The sequence below is a fragment of the Streptomyces sp. P9(2023) genome (assembly GCF_032436795.1).
Classification (GTDB): Bacteria; Actinomycetota; Actinomycetes; order Streptomycetales; family Streptomycetaceae; genus Streptomyces.
Window position 1 is genome coordinate 1 of the sequence record NZ_JAUPWM010000837.1, and the last position, 237, is coordinate 237.

Genomic DNA, 237 nt, shown 5'->3' on the forward strand with positions numbered 1-237 from the left:
CCGAGTTCTTTAATGAATACAAGCCGATTGAGGGGGTCAGCCAAGAACACAACAGAAGGCATTTCAAAAAGGCTTTGACCGAACATCTTGCTCAACTTGTTGAAGACGGGTTTTACAAAAATAGGGAAGAACTTATCGACTCGCTAAACACAGCAGAATATAAGGTTTCGAGGGTCACGAAAAAGTCTATTTCAGTTATAAATCTCGAAACAGGCAAACCCACAAGACTCACAGGGG

At 42.2% G+C, this 237-nt stretch carries 1 protein-coding gene; it reads left to right on the top strand.

Going from position 1 to position 237, the window contains the following annotated elements; genetic code table 11:
• Positions 1 to 237 (top strand): hypothetical protein (locus tag Q5762_RS39625; protein ID WP_315897168.1); only part of this gene is annotated, 237 nt, incomplete at both ends.